Raw genomic sequence first — 20,476 nt, forward strand, 5'->3', positions numbered from 1 at the left:
CGCAGATTTTACTGCAAAAAAAACAGAGCTGAGTTAGCTCTGTTTTTTTGTTAACAATTGGGATTAATTCGATTAATGGTGCTCGTCAGATCTGAATTCACTTTCAGCAGGTTTAGGTTGCCACCACCAAATGAAAAATCGTTGCCACAAGCGTTTTATATCATCCAAAATGATGTACAAAATTGGCACCAAAATTAACGTCACTACGGTCGAAAATAAAATACCAAATGCGAGTGATGTGGCCATTGGGATAACAATTTTAGCCTGTAAGCTTTTTTCCATAATAATCGGCACTAAGCCAACAAAGGTGGTGAGCGAGGTTAATATAATGGCTCTAAAACGGTAACAACCAGAATCGATAGCCGATTGCATTATCGATTTGCCCTCTTCGCGAGCGCGGTTAACAAAGTCGACCAAAATCAACGAGTCATTTACCACAACGCCCGCTAACGCCACAATTCCGCACAAACTTAGCACGCTCATGGATAAACCAAGAATATAGTGGCCAAACAAGGCGCCAATCATGCCAAACGGAATCACCGACATAATAATGAGGGGCTGAGTGTACGACTTTAATGGAATAGCCATTAAGGCATAAATGGTGAACATGGCAAAAAAGAAGCCTTGGGCTAAACCCAGCATGGCATTTTGCTCATCTAAACTGCCACCATCTAAAGCTGAAGCCACTTTTGGGAAGCGCGCGGTGAGTTCAGGTAAAAAGTCTTCCTGAATTTCGGCGACCACTTTAGATGGCTCAACATTGTTTTTATTCACATTGGCACTAATGGTAATTGCTCGGCGACCATCAACTCGGGTGATCGATGCATATGACTCACCCAGTTCTATATTGGCTACCGTTGAAAACGGTACCGCAGCGCCTGACGGGGTGCGGATAAGCATGTTTTCAAGATCGCCCACAGTGCGGCGCTGCTCAAGTGGGTAACGTACCATGACTTTCACTTCTTCTTTATTACGCAAAATACGTTGGGCTTCATAACCATAAAAACCGTAACGGACTTGGCGAGCTAAATCTGACAGTGTTAATCCTTGCGCTTCGGCTTCTGGACGAATGTTTAAGCGGATCTCGTGTGAACCCGATGAGAAGTTATCGGTAATATCATACACGCCTTCGTAAGTGGCTAGTTTTGCTTTAAGTACCTTAGCGGCCTCAGATAACTGGTCTAAGTCGGTTGCGGTTAAGCGAAACGATAAATCGCCACCGGCATCGTTGGTACTGGCATTGATGTTAAGCTTTTTAACTGACAATAACTCAGGTAATTGATTACGCCACTCTTCCGCAATTGCGACGCCGTCGATTTCACGGTCTTCGCCTTTAGTCAGTTCAGTAAACACAAACGCACTGCTGCGTGAACTAAGTTCGATATAGCTGTGTTTTACCATTGGGTAACCGTATTGCTCTTCAAGCTTGGCGTTCATCTTATATAACGCATCCTCAACTTGTTGCAGTACTTTTAGGGTGTTCTGCTCAGAGCTACCTTCTTCCATTTCAAGCTGGACTTGAATAAAATCTGATGGAATATCAGGGAAGAAAACCCAGCGTACTTTGCCACTTTGCACTAATGCAAGCGACAAAATTAGTACCCCAATAAACACCGCCACCACGCTATATCGTCGCGTAATACAACGTTCTAAAAAGTGACGATAGGTATTATGAATAAAGTGTTGTAACCATTCATTAAGGGCAAATTTAAAGCGCGAGAAAATGTTAGTCGGTGTAGTGCGTTTTTTGATTTTCATGTGGGCCAAATGCGCGGGTAGAATCAGTTTTGATTCGATCAGCGAAAACGCTAAACACAAAATCACCACCATACCGATGGATTTCCAAATAATCCCCATGGGCCCAGACACCATAATCATCGGGATAAAGGCCGCAATAGTGGTGAGTACCCCAAATGTGGCGGGCATGGCTACTTTTTGCACACCTTTTACGACGTTATCCAACGAGTGGCCGTTTTCTTCTAATTCGGTATAGGCACTTTCGCCGATGACAATGGCATCGTCGACGACTATCCCCAGCACCAGAATAAACGCGAATAAGGTCAACATGTTAATCGACATGTTAAACGGTTCAATTGGCATTAATAACATGGTGCCCAAAAAGCACACCGGTAAGCCCATCATTACCCAAAAAGCGAGTTTAAGGTCTAAGAACAAAGCCAGAATAATAAACACTAGCAGGGCGCCATAAAACATGTTCGACAACATCATGTTTAAACGACCTTGCAAGTAGTGAGTTAAATCACCCCAGGTATCAAGTTGAATATTGCTTGGTAAGCTTTTTTTACGTTCAGCAACGTAGGCTTTAACTTGAGATGAAATATCTAACGCGTTTTGATCATCAATACTGGTAATTTCAATGACGGCAGCAGGTTTACCGTTAAAGCGGGTGTACTCTAAACGCTCTTCAAAATCATCATTAATGGTAGCGACTTGCGGTAACATAATTCGGCTGCCATCTGCGCGAGTCTCTACCACAATTTGGGCAAAGTCTTCAGCAGTATAAGCTTGGCCTTTAGTACGCAGTAAGATGTCACCGTCTTGGGCCCGAATAGAACCGCCGGGTAAATCAATCGATGAGTTTTGTACCGCTAAAGCGACTTGAGTAAATGTAATGCCATATTCGCGTAACTTGTCTTCAGACAGTTCAATGCCAATTTCATAGTCTCGAACACCAGTGACTTTTGCACGAGTGACGGCAGGTAAATCGGTGATGTCGTCTCTGATCGCTTTAGCCATTTCTTTCATGTCATGTAGCGTCATGTCGCCATAGACAGACACCCAAATTACATTGTTTTCTGGCTTTATTTGATAAATGTTGGGTTTTTCGATGTTATCTGGGAAGGTCGCAATGGCATCAATACGCAGTTTTGCTTCATCTAGTACTTGCTGCACTTCGTAGCCGTCTTCGACTTCAATCGTCACCGAGCCAACACTATCACTGGCAACAGACGTCACTTTTTTAATGCCGCTAATATCTTGAATAGCTTCTTCGATTTTTATATTAATCCCTTCTTCAATTTCTTGTGGCGCAGCGCCAGGATAGGCCACATTGATATTGATGAGATTTAATTCAAACGTTGGAAAAATTTCTTTATTAATAAGCACAGCACTAAACAAACCGCCAATAAGCAAGGCTGCCATCAGTAAGTTGGCGGCGACACTGTTGCGAGCAAACCAGGCGATAATTCCTTTATTAGTATCCATTATTATTCACCTGCAGTCGTAGCGGCTTGGGTGTCAGTATCGACTGGTTCAGTTTTGGTTTCTTCACCAAGTACTTTAATGGCTTGTCCAGAGTTTAAGCTGTTGATGCTAGTGGTTGATACGCGCTCATTCGCTTTGAAACTGCCTTGAATATAAATGGAGTCAACGTCTGAGCGAATAATATTGACTGGGCGTATTTCGATAATATTGTCGGCACTTACTACAGCAACTTGACCATTTCGTACTACATGGCGAGGCAGTTTTACCACATCATTAACGGTTCGACCTGTGATCACGGCATTAACAAAACTGCCGTATTTTAAAGGTAGTTGGCCTTCGGTTTTGTTGTTACGCAAATAGGGATCATGAATTTCTGCTACCAAATAGACCATGCGAGTTTGTTCGTCGATGACATTTTCGCTGCGCACTATATTGCCTTGCCAAGAGACTTGTTTACCCGCCAGCAATGCTGTGAGTGTGACTGCTGTTTCAGGATTATCGACCGACTCTAAATAAGCGAGATCTTCATTTGCTAACGGCAATCTGATTTCGGCGATACTGGTGTCGTATAGTTCACCTAAATTTGTGCCTAACGTGACATATTGGCCTAAGTCGACATTGCGGGCCTTAATGATGCCGTCAAATGGTGCGCGAATAACGGTGCGGGCTAAGTTACGTTGTGCACGGGCTAATGCCGCTTCTGCATACTTGACGTTGGCTTGTTCTTTTTTCAGTTGTGGGATACGTAACCCAAGTTCTGGCGGTAAGCCTTTACCAAAATCTTTAAATTCAATTTTAGCCACAACACCGCGGGCTTTCTCTTCATTTAATGCTGCAGTGGCCTGTGCGACAGTCGCTTCGGCCTGAATAAGGTCAGCTTCGTAATCAGATGGTTCGATAATGGCTAGTTGCTCGCCTTTTTTAACTACGCCACCGGCAACAAAATTGGCTGAAATACTTAGCATGCGCCCTTGAACTTCGGTGACAAGTTGAGTTTTATATTTAGGGTTAACCACACCATAGGAGGGTAAGTTAAGCGATAAGGTTTGCGGCGTAACGGTTTGCACATCAATTATCGGTACACTGATGGCTTCATCTTTTTGCTCGGGTGTCTCTTGGGTGCTAATAAGTGCCAGGGCTAGCCCAACAAATACAATAATGATCAAGAGTGGTGACAATCTTCTTAGTATGATTTTTATCATTTCTTTTGCGTATCCATGCTGAAATAATGCTAAAGACAGTTAACTTCGTTGGCTAACATGTCCATTCAGATTCATTTTATTACTCATTGCATCTAAATTAACAGAGTATGACGTTTATCTAAATAGCCTGATGTAAATAAAATGTTTCAAAAAATTGTGTTTTTTATGATTCTACGATTAACGCTTAATAAGTTGGTTTTTTTGATATGTTTTAGCAAGAATAAAATACAGTATGAAAGTATTAATCCATAGCCATTAATGGTTTAGAGTCTATTTTGTTGGTGGGTGTTTTTTGTGCATAAATTGACATATCTTGACACTTTGTGGCGGTATTCGGTCTAGTTAATGATGATATATAGCGCTTTAGGGATAAAAAAAGCGAATCACTGAGTAATTCGCTTTAATACTAGTTGGTCAATGTGTTTTAGGACACTGCAAAAAGCTGCCTAAAAGTTACTTTTTCTTATATTTTTTCGATTTAACTCGAGCATCTTTTGCATTGGCTTTTTTCTTACCAGGCACTTTAGCTTCTTTGTGTTTAGGACGAAGTTCTTCAATCACACGACGTTTCAGTGGGATCTCAATGTATCGTTCAATTTTAGACACAATACGCATATCGTGCGCTTCAACTAGTGATATTGCGGTTCCTTTTGCGCCAGCGCGAGCGGTACGGCCAATTCGATGAACATAGGCGTCAGCAGAACGTGGCATGTCAAAGTTAATCACATGAGTAATGTCATCAACATCGATTCCTCGAGCTGCAACATCTGTCGCCAAAAGTACATTAACTTCGCCTTTAGAAAAACGACCCAATGCTTGGAAACGTTTTTTCTGTTCCATATCGCCGCGCATAAATGCACATGGGATATTGGCTTTTAGTAATAAGCCTTCAAGGCTGGCGACCATTTCGCGAGTTTTAACAAACACAATGGTGCGCGTAACATTTTCTTGTTGAAGAATATGGCATAACAATGCAAATTTATGTGCTTGATCGTCGGCCAAGTGAACCCATTGGTGTACTTTAGCTTTTTCACTGCGTGGCGCTTCAACATCGACCATTACGGGATCGGTTAATAAGTCGCGAGCGAAACGGTTAACCCCATTACCTTCAAGCGTGGCAGAAAACAGCATGTTCTGTTTGCGGCCTTGAGCTTCAATGGCAATTGATTGCACTACTGATGAGAAACCCATATCAAGCATGCGGTCAGCTTCATCAATAATTAAAATTTCAACTTCAGTGGCGTCAAATTTGTCTTTATCTAGGTATTCCATTAATCGACCTGGGGTGGCGATTAATAAATCAACATTGTCTGCAAGTGCTTCTTCTTGTGGGCCATATGGAACACCACCAGTAATAATGACGATATTAAGCTCAAGCCCAGTGGCTAAATGACTTGCATAACGATGAATTTGACTGGCTAATTCACGCGTTGGCGTTAGCACCAAAATACGTGCTTGGCCTTCAAAACGACGAGGGAAGTCAATAAGGTGCTGTAAAGCAGGCAGTAAAAAACTGGCCGTCTTACCGGTGCCAGTTGGCGCACGCGCTAAAATATCCCGCTGATCCATGGCCAATGGAATAGTTTGCTGCTGAATGGTGGTAGGGGTGTTGTGTCCCATGGCCTTGAGTGACTCTAATAAGCTAGGGTCGAGCTGGAAATCTTCAAATTGCATGCGCTGGTCTCGCTGAAAAATAGTTGAGTATTATAGCTGACCTATTGAGCAGGCTAAAGCTTTAAGTAGAATGGGCGGCATAAATCTATCATCGTTTCGCTATATCGCTCTTGTTTGTCGCGGATCGTCATTTGATGATACTGAGTTTCAACAGCAGGATGAGTGAGTGTTTGTGGTTCAGTTGTTGTTGGGTAGTGCTGGATTGCCAATATTGATCGGTTAGCTACCTTTCCTTCAATGCTAATGATATCAAGCTGCTTAGCAACGAATAGACCATAAGTGTTAAGTTGTTGAGTAAAACTGGCTAGACTTTGCAGTGGCAAAATAACACTTGCCGTGCCTTGCGGAGCAAGTAATTGGCTAATCACACTCTGCAATTCGGCAAAGGGCAAAGTATTAGTATGCCTGGCGTCAGCTCGTGCGCTATTTTTGGCTTGTGTGCCCTGCTCAAAGTAGGGTGGATTACAAATAATATGGTCGAATAATGGCTCATCATTCTTTTTGTGCAGTTGTTGAAAGTCTTGAATAGCACCGTGAAAGAGTTGCACCGTCTCTGACCAAGGGCTTTGTTTAATATTAAATTGGCAAGCCTTTGCGGCTGCATTGTCTATTTCTACTGCAATAATACTCGTGTGGCGAGGACTACGTTGTGCTGCCATTAAACTGAGCAAACCGCTTCCTGCACCAATATCCAGAATATGCCTTGATTGAGTTAGTTCAGCCCAAGCACCGAGTAAAACTGCATCAGTACTGACGGCCATACCACACTGTTGATCATCGATATGAAATTGCTTAAACGTAAAAGACATAGATAATTGATTACTCTTTCGATTGTATGAACTACTCGAATAAGATCATAACCGCTTTGATTTTTACTGTCGCGTGTTAATTCCCTCTGACCTGTACCGTTGACTTTTTGTTACGAAAAATTAACTTTAAAATCATAGATGTGGTGGATATGTACACAAGTCTTGCCATAAATCGTAACTAAATAGTTTTTTTTAATTGTTTAGGGGGCTGGAGCTTGAGTATTAAGGCGATATTTGATATTAGTTTGCGCGCTTTTTTACTCGTAAAATCGAGTAAAAAGTCTAATTAAGGCTATTTGACAGGGATGTTATGCTGAATAATGAGCTAGCGAGTCATTTTCGTTACTCTCTTAACAAAGTTTACTATTTTCTAAGTGTATTTTTAACTTTACAATTTATTGTTCGTTCAGCTCAGCAGTAGCTAATTATGGCGTAATCAATTAGGTTTGTTAAAAAACATAACAATAAAACGAGGCTAGTAGTGCAAACAACTAAAATGAGTGTGACTGATACGCTAGGGTTAGGGTTTATGACCTTTGCGTTTTTTTTAGGTGCGGGTAACTTAATTTTCCCACCTTTTGCTGGCATGCTTGCTGGCGAGAATATGTCTTTTGCGATGTTCGGTTTCTTAATTACCGCAGTGGGTATGCCACTGATAGGGTTAATTGCCGTTGCGAAAGCTAACGGTAAAGTGATGGCGCTATTACCTGCGTTTGCTGCCACATCATTAGCCATTGCGATTTATATTATCATTGGCCCAGCATTTGCGGCCCCACGTACTGCGCTGGTGGCGTTCGAAATTGGCGCGAGACCTTTTATTAGTAATCCAGATGCGTTAATGATGCTTGGCGGCAAAGAGTTTAGTATTGCGCAACTTATTTATACTTTGGTGTTTTTCTCCATTGTGATGTTTTTATCTTTATTTCCTGGAAAATTACTCGATAGCGTAGGTAAAATACTTACGCCAGTATTGATTTTACTCTTGGTGGGGTTAGCCAGTTCAGTGATTATTCTTCCTGGCGCAGAGGTGAACCTTCCGGTCGGTGAATATATTAATAGTCCATTAACCAAAGGAATTATTGAAGGTTATAACACCATGGATACCTTGGCATCATTGATGTTTGGTATGTTAATCATCGATTTGTTACGCAAAAAAGGCGTTAACGATGCCGCCGATCAAACTAAGTATTTAGTTCGTGCAGCATTTATTGCTGCTGGTGGGTTAGCGTTTGTGTATGTGTCGTTGTTTTATCTTGGTGCTTCAGCAGGCGATTTTGCTATTGGTGCAGACAATGGCGGCCAAATTTTAACAAACTATGTGACTCATCATTTTGGTAATATTGGTACCTTAATGCTGTCAACGGTTGTAACGCTTGCTTGCTTAACGACGGCCGTTGGCTTAGTTACAGCCTGCTCTGAATTCTTCAATGAATTAATGCCAAAATTATCGTACCAGTTACTAGTGGTTTTATTAAGTGTGATATGTGCCACTGTCGCTAACGTAGGTTTATCGCAATTAATAAGCATCAGTATTCCTGTGTTAATGACTATTTACCCCGTTGCGATAGCATTGGTATTGGTAACCTTTTTGACAGAACGCTTTGCTAGACCTGCTTTTTCGCATCGAGTCGTGCTGAGTGTTGCACTGTTTTTCGGTATCTTTGATGGGTTACAAACGGCAGGCATGGACATGAGCTTCCTTGACTTTATGCCACTGCATGCAGAGGGGATGGCTTGGTTGCTACCTACTGCGTTAACAGCAATTGTGTGTTTGTTTTTACCTCAAAATCAGGCTCAAAAAGCGGATGCTTAATTGTTAAATAGATCATAATTAACAGATCAATATAACGACGTTATGATAGATTATCTAACGTCGTTTTTTATTATTTATTGGATACCGCTTTGGCCAAACCTGCTTATCAACCCGATCCCTTAATTAACCAGTTTCTTGATGACTTGTGGTCAACTAACGGGCTAAGTGATAATACCTTGGTATCTTATCGTACAGATTTACAAAATGCTGAACGTTATGTTTTGACCAAAGGTAAGGATTTGCTGCAAGTTGACCAGGCCTTACTGCGTGACTATCTTGCTGAACGTTTTGATAAACAATTTGCTAAAAGTAGCACAGCGAGACTTCTCAGTAGTTTACGACGTTTTTATGCTTACTTATTAGTTAAACAGAAAATAAGCCAAGACCCTACAGCATTAATCAAGTCGCCCAAGTTAGTTCGTCAATTACCGGATACATTGTCTGAGGCGCAAATAGATAATTTATTATCAGAGCCAAATATTGATGATCCTATCGAGTACCGAGATAAAGCCATGTTAGAGCTGTTGTATGCTACAGGGCTGCGGGTAACCGAATTGGTGAGTTTAACGATGGAGCAAATTAGTTTACGCCAAGGTTTGGTGAGGGTGATGGGTAAAGGAGGCAAAGAGCGTTTGGTCCCTTTAGGTGAGCTGGCCATTACAGCTGTTGAGCAGTACATCAAGTTTGCTCGTGCCGAGCTATTAAGTATGAAGCAGTCAGATGTATTGTTTCCCTCACGTCGAGGGCAAATGATGACCAGACAAACCTTTTGGCATCGAATTAAATTGTATGCGGCCAGGGCGGGTATTCAATGTCATTTATCACCACATACGTTACGCCATGCTTTTGCTACCCATTTACTTAACCATGGCGCGGATTTGCGTGTGGTACAATTATTACTCGGTCACAGTGATTTATCGACCACTCAAATTTATACACATGTTGCTAAAGTGCGCTTACAGCAACTGCATAGCCAACATCATCCACGCGGTTAGCTTAGTGTGATTTGTATCTGTGTAGGTTTCAAATCCTTACATTTAAGATTATGAGTATTTGTTGCGCTAGCGAAATTAAATCTGTAAGTTTTGCTTACGAAGTCGGGTCTATTGATTATGAACCCGTGTAATATAGGAATTACCATGAAGTTAACTAAAGCATTCGCCCTTGTTGCCAGCCTTATTATTGCCCCTATTGTGTCAGCGGCACCTGCGACCGATGTGTCCAATGAATCAGCGTTAAAGCAAAAACTCACTGAAACCTTGGGTGTCAACGTGATGCTCATTCAACAATCTCCAATCGACGGTTTATATCAAGCACTAACAGACCGCGGTGTATTATACGTCACCAAAGATGGCACAAAACTCATTCATGGCAATTTGTATGACATGGATAAAGGCATGAGAAACTTAACCGAGGCTGCATTGGCTGGACCTCGCATAGAGTTACTTAAGCCATTTGAAGATGAGATGTTGGTTTACAAAGCGAAAAATGAGAAACATGTTGTCACGGTATTTACCGATGTAGACTGTGGTTATTGCCGCAAGCTACACAATCAAATGCAAGGCTATAATGATTTAGGTATTACTATTCGTTATTTAGCTTATCCTCGTGCAGGTATTCCTTCTGCTAATGCAGACGAGATGCAAGCGGTATGGTGTGCTAAAGATCCTTTAAAAGCGATGTCAGAAGCTAAAGCGGGTGGTAATGTTAAAGCGGCAAGTTGTGATATTGATATTGCGGCCCAGTATAAATTAGGTATGTCGTTCGGGATTAACGGTACACCGGCACTGATTTTAGAAAATGGTGTGATGGTACCTGGCTATCAAGCTCCGGCTGATTTATTACGTACGATTGAATCGAATTTATAAATCAGACTAGTAAATCAACGTCGTAAAGTGTGTGCTAAAAACGTAAAATCAAGGTGAGCTTAGGCTCACCTTTTTGTTATGCTCTATTCTCTAATTACCCGTTTAAGGTTGCCTTTTGTCTCATAAAATAGTCCGTCGTCCTCAGGTTGATGATAGTCATTTACCCGCTTCTTTATCGCCATTATTGAAACAGCTCTATGCTCGCCGTGGCGTCAATGAAGATAACTGCGAATTAATGCTAAGTAAGTTATTACGCCCAGATAGTATGAAAGGGCTAGCAGAAGCCGCCGTGATTATTGCGGATGCTATTGCTGCGCAGCAATCAATTTTGATTGTTGGGGATTTTGATGCTGATGGTGCTACGTCGACTAGTGTATGTATGCTGGCGCTGAAAATGATGGGGGCAAAACATGTTGATTACCTTATTCCTAATCGGTTTGATTATGGTTATGGCTTAAGCCCTGAAATTGTTGCGGTGGCTTTTACTAAAAATGCTGATGTACTCATTACCGTTGATAATGGAATATCTTCAATTGAAGGGGTGGCAGCTGCAAAATTGTTAGGAATGACTGTTGTCGTGACAGATCATCATTTACCTGGCAGCACTTTGCCCAATGCTGATGTTATTGTTAATCCAAATCAGCCCGGTTGTCAGTTTGCCAGTAAGTCTATTGCCGGTGTTGGAGTGGCGTTTTATCTAATGTCTGCTTTACGTGCGCAATTAAGGCAGCGTAATTGGTATCAACAACAGCAAATCACTGAGCCTAATCTGGGCATATTGCTTGATATTGTCGCTTTAGGTACTGTCGCTGATGTTGTGTCGTTAGACACTAATAACCGTATTCTCGTTAATGCTGGTTTGCAGCGAGTCAGAAGTGGCCGCTGTCGTGTTGGCATTACTGCATTGCTTGAGGTGGCGAAACGGAGTCCTGAAAAAATTGTTGCTGCTGATTTTGGTTTTGCGGTAGGACCTCGACTCAATGCAGCTGGGCGTTTAGATGAAATGGCGCTAGGGGTTGAAACCTTACTGTGTGAAGACATCATGTTAGCCAGAAGAATGGCAGCGGAATTAGATGGATTAAACCAAGAGCGCCGCGAACTTGAAACGGGCATGCAACAAGAGGCATTAAAAAGTTTATCGAAAGTGTCACTCAATGAAGCTGATTTACCGTGGGGCATCGCCATTTTTCAGGATGATTGGCATCAAGGTGTTATTGGTATTTTGGCCTCACGGATTAAGGATCGTTATCATCGTCCGGTTATTGCTTTTGCCGATGCGGGTGATGGTGTAATAAAAGGTTCTGCCCGTTCGATTAAAGGCCTGCATATGCGAGATTTACTCGAACGCATTAATGGTCGCTTTCCTGGAATGATAACCAAGTTTGGTGGTCACGCTATGGCAGCAGGGCTATCGTTAAAAGCAAATGTGTTTGAGCAGTTTAAGCAAGCTTATGATGATGCGGTAAGAGAAGTATTAGATTATGAACAGCTGACGGGGGAGCTACTCTCTGATGGTGAGTTATCGAGCCAGTTAATGACGCTTGATACTGCCTTTTTATTACGAAATGCAGGGCCATGGGGGCAGTCGTTTGAAGAACCACTATTTGATGGTGTATTCAAGGTAGTACAGCAGCGTATAGTGGGTGAAAAACACTTAAAATTATTACTTGAAACGGAATGTGGCAGCGCGATGTTAGACGGTATTGCTTTTAATGTGGATTTAGCAATATGGCCCGATGCAACCATTAAACATGCTCGTGTGGTCTATAAGCTTGATGTGAACGAGTTTAGAGGTAATCAAACTGTGCAGTTAATGGTGGATTATATTGAGCCGATGTAATCGCTGTTTTATGTTGTCGCAGATTTTTCTGGCGAGTTGATAGACTCGTCAGTGAACAAACTGTTTGATAGAGCGTAACGAGATAGCGATATTGTAGCGTTAACGTTCAACTGATTTTATAGCCAACGAGCTGAACATTAACTATACAGTAGAGCAATCCAGTTGATAGGCTACCTGAGCCGCTAAATAATATGTGGCTTTAACACTCGTCAAAGTGATACCGGCAACAAAAACAAAAAGGCCTCGCAATGCGAGGCCTTTTTGTTAAAACTGATAAAGTTATTTGGTACAGGTGAGAGGACTTGAACCTCCACGCCCTTACGAGCATCAGCACCTGAAGCTGACGTGTCTACCAATTCCACCACACCTGCAAAACATGTATCGAGAAATAACTTTATTCTATTAGTCGCTGTCGCCACCAATATAAATATGGTGCCCGAACCCGGAATCGAACCAGGGACACGAGGATTTTCAATCCTCTGCTCTACCGACTGAGCTATTCGGGCGACGGACGCAATTTAAAGGATTTTGACCCATTGAGTCAACCTGTTTTTTATATTTATATCAAAAATCGATTTGTTTGGATGTATTTTGGGCGTATCGAATGTTATTCAGCCGAAGTACCATAGTGTAATAAATACTTCACTCCTATGATGGTAACTAGAGTAAATGGTGTTATGGTGCCTCTTTTACTGGTGTGGTTACCATAACAAGTAAAAAATATTGAATATATAGAGACTCAAATTGCCAAGGCAGATAAATCAGGTATAAAAAAACGCTCCAAGGAGCGTTTAATGTGAAACAATAATTAACAGTCGTAGAGTATGAATGATGACTAGTTAGATAATATTTCATTAGCTGGAAAGTTTGCTTTCATTACAGTTTTAACGTTTTGCTGTAATTTTTCCTGACCTAATTCGTCATACGCTTTAGCCATAATTTCTAATGCCCGTTCAGTTGAAGGTGTTCCTGGAAACTTCTCCATAACTGATTGAGCACGAACAGCAGCTGCACTCCATGCGTTCATTTTGATATAATATTCTGCAACTTGAATTGAATATTTAGCCAAACGGTTCTTTAAGAACTGCATACGTTGTTGTGCATCAGCAGAATACTTGCTATTTGGATACGATTTAATCAATCGATCAAAATCTTTAAATGCATCTTGAGCATTTTTGGGATCACGATCGGTACGATCAATATTCATTAAATCGTGAAATAAGTAATTATCTGCCTGCATATTGGTTAAACCACGCATATAATAGACGTAATCTATATTAGGATGCGTTGGATTGAGGCGTAAAAAGCGATCAATATTGGCAACTCCTGAGGCAGCATCATCCATTTTGTAATACGCATAAATCAAGTCTAATTGAACTTGAGTTTTGTGCGGACCAAATGGAAAACGAGAGTCCAATGCTTCAAGTGAACGAACGGCTTTAGAGTAATTACCTAATTCCATTGACGTTCTTGCTTGAGAGTACAGGACATCAGGTGATGCTTTACTGGCAACATCATCGTCTTCTGGACTGCTACTACAGGCTGTTATAGCCAGTGAAAGTAATACTAGGGCGGCACCTTGGGCAATTTTATACATACTTGAATTCAATTCTTTTTAAGTTGTTGTTAAGAATTTTTCCATTTCACGGTAAAATAGAAAACATCCGATTGTAACAGATAGCACATTCACTTTGGACCCCTAAACTGGGGTACGGTTCCTATGACACAAGAGATTAATCTAAAAAGCGAGATCACAGCAACACAAACCGGTCTGAGATTAGACCAAGCATTAGCTGGTTTGTTCCCTGACTACTCGCGTACACGCATCAAGGAATGGATCCTATCTGGTGCAATTACTATTGACGGTATCACAGTCGACAAGCCACGGGAAAAGGTTTTCGAGTCTCAGTTGATAGAAGTGACGGCAACACTTGAAGAAGAAGTGAGTGCTAAAGCGCAAAATATCGACTTAAATATTATTTATGAAGACGACCATATTATTGTCATTAACAAGCAAGCTGGTTTAGTTGTTCATCCTGGCGCTGGTAATGCAGACGGTACGTTGATGAATGCTTTATTATACCATTGTCCAGATATTGAACATGTACCAAGAGCAGGTATTGTTCATCGTTTAGATAAAGACACTACAGGGCTAATGGTTGTTGCTAAAACAGTTGAAGCACAAACGCATTTGGTTGCCGCATTACAGGCTCGTGATATTGTTCGCGAGTATGAAGCGATTGTATTAGGCACTATGACGGCAGGTGGCACGGTTGATGAACCTATTGAACGTCACGCAACTAGACGTACTCAAATGGCCGTTATCCATGGTGGTCGCCCATCGGTGACTCATTATCGTGTGTCTGAAAAGTTCCGAGCTCATACGCGTTTACGTTTGCGTCTGGAATCTGGTCGTACTCACCAAATTCGTGTTCATATGGCGCATATTGGTCATGAGTTAGTTGGCGATCCGGTTTATGGTGGTCGTCCTCGTCCGCCTAAATCAGCGAGCCCAGAGTTTTTTGAATTACTCAAAAACTTTAAGCGCCAAGCTTTACATGCAGTGCGTTTAGAACTTGCTCATCCATTTACCTGTGAAATCATGACTTGGCATGCGCCGATCCCTGATGACATGGTTGAGCTGACAAAAGCACTACGAGTCGATACTGAGCTTAATCCGATAGTGTATTTATAATGCTTGAGCACGATTGGCCAATACCTGTTAACGTTGCCATAGCGATGACAAATCGTTTTGGTGGCGTCAGTGTTAGCCCGTTTGATAGTTTAAATTTAGGGCTACATGTTGGTGATAAGCCTCAAGATGTATTCGCTAATCGTGCAATATTAACTCAGCAATTATCATTACCTGCTGAGCCAATCTGGCTTGAGCAAGTTCATGGTACTAAGGTTGTTGATGTACAAACATTGATGCCAGGTAGCGCGATAGCATTAGCTGATGGTAGTTACAGTAATCAGTTTGGCCATGTATGTACGGTAATGACGGCCGATTGCTTACCAATATTATTATGTAATCAACAAGGCACTGAAGTTGCCGCAGTTCATGCCGGGTGGCGCGGTTTGTGTGAGGGCATCATCGAGCAAGCATTGGCGATGTTTCATTCTCCACCGTCAGCATTAATCGCATACTTAGGGCCTGCAATAGGTCCTTGTGCATTTGAAGTTGGTAGTGAAGTTCGTGATGCTTTTATCAATAAAAATCCGCAAGCTGCAACTCATTTTGTTCAGAATAATGCTAAATATTTAGCTGATTTAGTCGGCTTAGCTAAGTTGCGTTTATCTACAGCAGGCGTTACTCAAATTTATAGCGCAGATGTGTGTACCTTTTCTGAACCTGATTACTTTTCTTACCGTCGTGACAAGCAAACGGGTCGAATGGCTTCTCTCATTTGGCTTAAATCTTAAGTTATTATTGGTAACAACTTTCAAGTATAAAAAATCAACAATTTTTTGATCCAGATTAAGTTTTAACCTTGAGTTTACATTAAATGCCCCCATCTTTAAGTTAACAAATTATTCATTTCTGAATTAATTTCCCATTCCACATGTATCAGATCCTAGGAGGTTGTATGAGACTCGATCGTATGACTAATAAGTTTCAAATTGCCATTTCTGATGCCCAATCATTAGCATTGGGACGCGATCATCAATTTATTGAACCTATTCATTTAATGATGGCGCTGTTAAATCAAGATTCTGGTTCTATTCATTCTTTACTAACGCAAGCGGGCATTCGTGTTAGTGCGCTTCGCTCAGCGGTTAGCCAAGAGTTAGAACGTTTACCGCAAGTTGAAGGTACTGGTGGTGATGTTCAGTTATCACAAGGGTTAATTCGTTTACTAAACCTATGCGATAAGTTAGCGCAAAAGCGCAAAGACAAATACATTTCATCTGAATTGTTTGTCTTGGCTGCATTAGAAAATAATGACCCCCTTGCCAAAGCATTAAAAGATTCAGGTGCAAGCAAAGAGTTAATGGAAAAAACCATTGAAGACATGCGTGGCGGGCAGAAAGTTGATGATCCCAATGCTGAAGATCAACGCCAAGCATTGAAAAAATTTACCGTAGATTTAACCGAGCGGGCAGAGCAAGGTAAGTTAGACCCTGTTATTGGTCGTGATGAGGAAATTCGTCGCACGATTCAAGTGCTACAACGCCGTACTAAAAATAATCCGGTATTAATTGGTGAACCTGGTGTCGGTAAAACCGCCATTGTTGAAGGTTTAGCTCAGCGTATTGTGAATGGTGAAGTCCCTGAAGGGATTAAAAATAAACGGGTATTGTCATTAGACATGGGCTCGTTAATTGCGGGAGCCAAATATCGTGGTGAGTTTGAAGAACGCTTGAAAGCAGTATTGAATGAGCTATCCCAAGAGGAAGGTCAGGTCATTCTGTTTATTGATGAGCTGCATACCATGGTCGGCGCAGGTAAGGGCGAGGGCGCAATGGATGCTGGTAATATGCTTAAGCCTGCTTTAGCACGTGGTGATTTGCATTGTGTCGGCGCAACAACACTTGATGAATATCGTCAATATATTGAGAAAGATGCTGCACTTGAACGCCGTTTTCAAAAAGTAATTGTTGATGAACCGAGCGTTGAAGACACCATTGCCATTTTACGTGGTCTAAAAGAGCGTTACGAATTACATCATCATGTTGAAATAACTGATCCTGCAATAGTTGCAGCAGCAACCATGTCGCATCGTTATATTTCAGACCGTAAATTGCCGGACAAAGCTATCGACTTAATCGATGAAGCGGCATCTAGTATCAGAATGCAGATTGATTCTAAGCCAGAAGTACTTGACCGCTTAGAACGCCGCGCTATTCAGCTTAAGCTGGAAGAACAAGCGTTAAGTAAAGAGTCAGACGAGGCCAGTCGTAAACGTCTTGAGTTTTTACAACATGAACTGAGGGATGTCGAAAGTAAAGCTTCTGAGATGAATGAGATTTGGCATACCGAGAAAGCAGCATTAGCAGGCACACAACATATTAAAGCCGATCTCGAACAGGCGAGAATGGATTTAGAAGTAGCTCGTCGTGCGGGTGACTTAACGCGGATGTCTGAATTACAGTATGGGCGTATTCCTGAGCTCGAAAAGCAACTAGATTTAGCATCGCAAGCAGAAATGCAAGATATGACACTGTTACGTAATAAAGTGACTGAGGTCGAGATTGCTGAAGTACTATCAAAAGCCACCGGTATCCCTGTTTCAAAAATGCTCGAAGGTGAGCGTGAAAAACTATTGCATATGGAAGATGCATTGCATGAGCGTGTAATCGGCCAAAATGAGGCTGTAGAGGCAGTATCTAATGCCATTCGTCGTAGTCGGGCAGGTCTTGCCGATCCACAACGTCCAATAGGTTCGTTCTTGTTCCTTGGGCCTACCGGTGTGGGTAAAACTGAGCTGTGTAAATCGCTAGCTAAGTTTTTGTTTGATTCAGAATCAGCTCTTGTGCGCATAGACATGTCTGAATTTATGGAAAAACACACCGTTTCGCGTTTAGTTGGTGCCCCTCCCGGATATGTGGGTTATGAAGAAGGCGGTTACTTAACTGAGGCGGTTCGCCGTAAGCCCTATTCCGTGATCTTGTTAGACGAAGTTGAGAAAGCTCATCCAGATGTATTTAATGTGTTGCTGCAAGTATTAGATGATGGCCGTTTAACTGATGGTCAAGGCAGAACGGTTGATTTTAAAAACACTGTCATCATCATGACCTCTAACCTTGGCTCAGATATTATTCAAGAGGGCTTTGGTCATACGAGTTATGAAGATATGAAAGCTGGAGTCATGAATGTTGTGACGCAAAGCTTCCGTCCAGAGTTTTTAAATCGAATTGATGAGTCTTTGGTATTCCATCCCTTAGACGCCGAAAATATCAAACACATTGCCAGTATTCAATTTGAATTATTGCGCAAACGTTTGATCGAGAAAGAGTTCGATATTGAATTATCTGATGAGGCTTTATCATTAATTGCTGAAGCTGGATTCGATCCTGTTTATGGTGCAAGACCCTTAAAACGAGCATTGCAGCAAGAAGTAGAGAATCCTTTAGCCCAAAAATTGCTGCGAGGTCAATTATTGCCAGGTAAAATGATTAAAGTCGTAGTAGAAGATGGCAAGCTAGCCTTCAATCAATAATGTTATCTAGCATTATCAGCTAACGTTTTTGAACAAAGGGAGCATTAGCTCCCTTTGTTATTATTTACTTTGACAAAATAACCTGACCCGTTCGGTATTTTCAGTAATAGCTGCTTGCCTCTGTTCTTCTGTCATTGAGACAGTTTCACCAGTAGTTTTATCTTGTTGATTTAATTTGCTGTGAGTATTCAATACACTCAGGCTGTGCTTAGCACTTTCACAGATGTCTTTGGCTTGTTGTTTGTCTTTTTCATTAATGATTTTTGCTGATTGTTCTAATTGAGATTCCACGTTAACAGCGGTTTTTTTTTGTGGTGTGTAAGTGCCAATTTTAGCGGGTTCCATATCCTCACTATAAATCTTGCTTGCATCTACATTTAGGGGCTGTTGTTGGCTGTAATGTACAACGCCAGCATCATCCACCCAAGTGTAAATGGTCGCGGCAAATAAACATGTACTAAATGCAAAAGTGACTAAACCAAAAACTAAACGCGTAATTTCCATGTGAGTTTCCCAGAGCTAATTGACGTTATGCTTGAATATTTCAAAATATGCTATCTTTGAGTATAAATCCAACAACTAAAACGATAATGTGTAAAGTGTATGCAAAATTCACCTAATCACCCAGTAAAAAATAAAGGTATTTACCTATTACCTAACTTATTTACTACCGCAGGGCTATTTTCTGGTTTTTATGCTGTCATTTCATCAATGAACGGTCATTTTGAGTTAGCGTCAATTGCTATCTTTATCGCTATGATTTGTGACGGACTAGATGGCAGAGTCGCAAGGTTAACCAATACTCAAAGTGATTTTGGGGCTGAATATGATAGTTTGGCCGATATGGTTTCTTTTGGCATGGCTCCAGCGATCCTTGCTTATAATTGGGCATTGCAAGATTTAGGTAAAGTAGGCTGGTTAGCTGCTTTTATCTACTGTGCTTGTGCAGCATTGAGATTAGCTCGTTTCAATACCCAAGTTGGTGTTGCCGATAAACGTTATTTTCAAGGTCTAGCTAGTCCCGCTGCAGCAGCCTTAATCGCTGGAAGTATTTGGAGTGGTTCTAAATATGAGCTTGACCCTACCGATATAAATTACCTTGCCGCATTGATTACTGCATTAACAGGACTACTCATGGTCAGTAACTTTCGCTATCACTCCTTTAAGGAAGTAGATTGGCGAGGGAAAGTAAATTTCGTGGTGATGTTATTGCTCGTAGGTGTGTTCGTTATTATTTCTGTAGAACCAGCCATCATTCTTTGTCTTGGTTTCTACATATATGCACTATCTGGACCTGTTATCACGATTAACGCTATTAAGAAGTTAAAAGTGGCCCACATCGTTGGCGATGAATTGAATAAAACAGAGACACAACAACACTCAACCATCGATGACATCAATAATACTGATATTACCAACGAGAAAAATGAAAGTTAACTATAGAGTGATTTTCTTCAATAGCATCTAACAATAGAGTTTACGTAGTTAGTTCCTCTACTATATAGATAGCTGAGGTAATCGTTGTGACTTGCCAACATATTCATTAAATCATATCTTTTTTATCTAAATCTTAAATATGTACTATAATTATTATCCGGTTTTATATTAGTTAATCTACTCCTTTGTATTATCTGAAGCTTAATTGAGCAAAATCGAACACGGTTGTGTGTTTTTAGTACCGAGTTGTTTGATTAGTATTCGGTTGATTGCTTTTTTGCTAAAAGCTTTAAAAAAGGCCTTGCGCAAAACCGTGTGGTGCCTATAATGCGCATCCACTGACACGGCAGACAGCGCAAGCGGTTACCGAGTCAGGTTGAATTAAGTGCTTCAAAACACTGAGTTCAAGGCGAAAAGAAAGTTTGAAAAAACACTTGACGCCAACTT

General features: G+C 41.3%; 14 protein-coding genes and 2 tRNA genes. 8 read left to right on the forward strand and 8 right to left on the reverse strand.

The features are described 5' to 3' along the window. Positions 1–72: 72 nt before the first annotated feature. The 4 genes from HNW13_RS20850 to HNW13_RS20865 all read right to left on the reverse strand — a co-directional run bounded on the left by HNW13_RS20850 (position 73) and on the right by HNW13_RS20865 (position 6,910). Positions 73–3,225: an efflux RND transporter permease subunit gene (locus tag HNW13_RS20850; RefSeq protein ID WP_192114238.1), complete on the reverse strand. Its 3,153-nt coding sequence runs from the start codon at positions 3,223–3,225 to the stop codon at positions 73–75. 2 nt (positions 3,226–3,227) lie between these two features. After that, positions 3,228–4,427, reverse strand: a complete 1,200-nt coding sequence (locus HNW13_RS20855) for an efflux RND transporter periplasmic adaptor subunit (protein ID WP_101085337.1) — start codon at positions 4,425–4,427, stop codon at positions 3,228–3,230. Between the two features lie 453 nt (positions 4,428–4,880). Beyond that, positions 4,881–6,101, reverse strand: coding sequence for an ATP-dependent RNA helicase SrmB (gene srmB, locus HNW13_RS20860; protein ID WP_101085338.1), 1,221 nt, complete (start codon positions 6,099–6,101; stop codon positions 4,881–4,883). Positions 6,102–6,154: 53 nt separating this feature from the next. After that, positions 6,155–6,910, reverse strand: coding sequence for a methyltransferase (locus HNW13_RS20865; protein WP_101085339.1), 756 nt, complete (start codon positions 6,908–6,910; stop codon positions 6,155–6,157). Between the two features lie 481 nt (positions 6,911–7,391). On the opposite strand from HNW13_RS20865, the gene brnQ reads away from it, so the two are divergent. The 4 genes from brnQ (at position 7,392) to recJ (ending at position 12,431) form a co-directional block, all read left to right on the forward strand. After that, positions 7,392–8,723, forward strand: coding sequence for a branched-chain amino acid transport system II carrier protein (gene brnQ, locus HNW13_RS20870; RefSeq protein ID WP_192114239.1), 1,332 nt, complete (start codon positions 7,392–7,394; stop codon positions 8,721–8,723). 89 nt (positions 8,724–8,812) lie between these two features. After that, positions 8,813–9,718, forward strand: a complete 906-nt coding sequence (gene xerD, locus HNW13_RS20875; protein WP_101085341.1) for a site-specific tyrosine recombinase XerD — start codon at positions 8,813–8,815, stop codon at positions 9,716–9,718. Between the two features lie 144 nt (positions 9,719–9,862). Then, positions 9,863–10,591: a bifunctional protein-disulfide isomerase/oxidoreductase DsbC gene (dsbC, locus tag HNW13_RS20880; protein WP_182743231.1), complete on the forward strand. Its 729-nt coding sequence runs from the start codon at positions 9,863–9,865 to the stop codon at positions 10,589–10,591. Between the two features lie 115 nt (positions 10,592–10,706). Continuing rightward, positions 10,707–12,431 (forward strand): single-stranded-DNA-specific exonuclease RecJ, encoded by a 1,725-nt coding sequence (recJ, locus tag HNW13_RS20885; RefSeq protein WP_182743233.1) that lies wholly within the window; start codon positions 10,707–10,709, stop codon positions 12,429–12,431. Between the two features lie 284 nt (positions 12,432–12,715). Here the strand turns inward: recJ and HNW13_RS20890 are convergent. From HNW13_RS20890 to HNW13_RS20900, 3 genes are all read right to left on the reverse strand, one after another. Beyond that, a tRNA-Leu gene (locus HNW13_RS20890) sits at positions 12,716–12,802 on the reverse strand. 59 nt (positions 12,803–12,861) lie between these two features. Continuing rightward, positions 12,862–12,937: transfer RNA gene (locus HNW13_RS20895), tRNA-Phe, on the reverse strand. A 329-nt stretch (positions 12,938–13,266) separates the two neighbouring features. Further along, entirely contained in the window at positions 13,267–14,028 is a 762-nt protein-coding gene (locus tag HNW13_RS20900) for an outer membrane protein assembly factor BamD (RefSeq protein ID WP_101085344.1), read from the reverse strand. Between the two features lie 123 nt (positions 14,029–14,151). On the opposite strand from HNW13_RS20900, the gene rluD reads away from it, so the two are divergent. From rluD to clpB, 3 genes are all read left to right on the forward strand, one after another. After that, positions 14,152–15,126, forward strand: coding sequence for a 23S rRNA pseudouridine(1911/1915/1917) synthase RluD (rluD, locus tag HNW13_RS20905; protein ID WP_059746300.1), 975 nt, complete (start codon positions 14,152–14,154; stop codon positions 15,124–15,126). Then, positions 15,126–15,854: a peptidoglycan editing factor PgeF gene (gene pgeF / locus HNW13_RS20910; RefSeq protein ID WP_101085345.1), complete on the forward strand. Its 729-nt coding sequence runs from the start codon at positions 15,126–15,128 to the stop codon at positions 15,852–15,854. Before rluD ends, pgeF begins: the two co-directional genes overlap by 1 nt. Positions 15,855–16,018: 164 nt before the next feature. Further along, a complete protein-coding gene (gene clpB, locus HNW13_RS20915; protein WP_192114240.1) occupies positions 16,019–18,592 on the forward strand; it encodes an ATP-dependent chaperone ClpB in 2,574 nt (857 codons plus the stop codon). A 60-nt stretch (positions 18,593–18,652) separates the two neighbouring features. Here the strand turns inward: clpB and HNW13_RS20920 are convergent, their stop codons facing one another. Beyond that, positions 18,653–19,096, reverse strand: coding sequence for a DUF4124 domain-containing protein (locus tag HNW13_RS20920; RefSeq protein WP_101085347.1), 444 nt, complete (start codon positions 19,094–19,096; stop codon positions 18,653–18,655). A 99-nt stretch (positions 19,097–19,195) separates the two neighbouring features. Between HNW13_RS20920 and pssA the strand changes: the two genes are divergently transcribed. Beyond that, entirely contained in the window at positions 19,196–20,029 is an 834-nt protein-coding gene (gene pssA, locus HNW13_RS20925) for a CDP-diacylglycerol--serine O-phosphatidyltransferase (protein WP_101085348.1), read from the forward strand. The last annotated feature ends 447 nt before the right edge of the window (positions 20,030–20,476 follow it).

Source organism: Shewanella sp. BF02_Schw (assembly GCF_014596695.2).
Lineage (GTDB): Bacteria > Pseudomonadota > Gammaproteobacteria > Enterobacterales > Shewanellaceae > Shewanella.